Source organism: Streptococcus suis, from assembly GCF_002964045.1.
Classification (GTDB): Bacteria; Bacillota; Bacilli; order Lactobacillales; family Streptococcaceae; genus Streptococcus; species Streptococcus suis_U.
Genome location: NZ_POPB01000443.1, coordinates 1 through 266, shown reverse-complemented (window position 1 = coordinate 266; position 266 = coordinate 1). Strand labels below are relative to the sequence as shown.

Here is a 266-nt window from a genome sequence, read left to right as displayed (position 1 = left end):
GTCCGCGCTCTTCCTACTTAGGTGGTAGGAATTTGGTTTACATCCCGATTGGAAAGAGGTAAATATGGCAGAAAAAATCCTGATGAGAGAGGGACGGTTAATCGTCCCAGATTGTCCCGTTATTCCTTATATTGAAGGAGATGGTATTGGCAGGGATGTTTGGTCAGTCAGTCAAAAAGTTATTGATGCTGCAGTGAAAAAAGCCTATGCAGGTCAACGTTCTATTCAGTGGAGGGAGGTTTTTGCAGGAGAAAAGGCTTATGAAT

At 43.2% G+C, this 266-nt stretch carries 1 pseudogene; it reads left to right on the top strand.

Annotated features, from left to right (window positions below):
• Window positions 1-64 precede the first annotated feature (64 nt).
• Window positions 65-266, top strand: a pseudogene (locus C1E99_RS11305) (isocitrate/isopropylmalate family dehydrogenase); the annotation flags it as partial.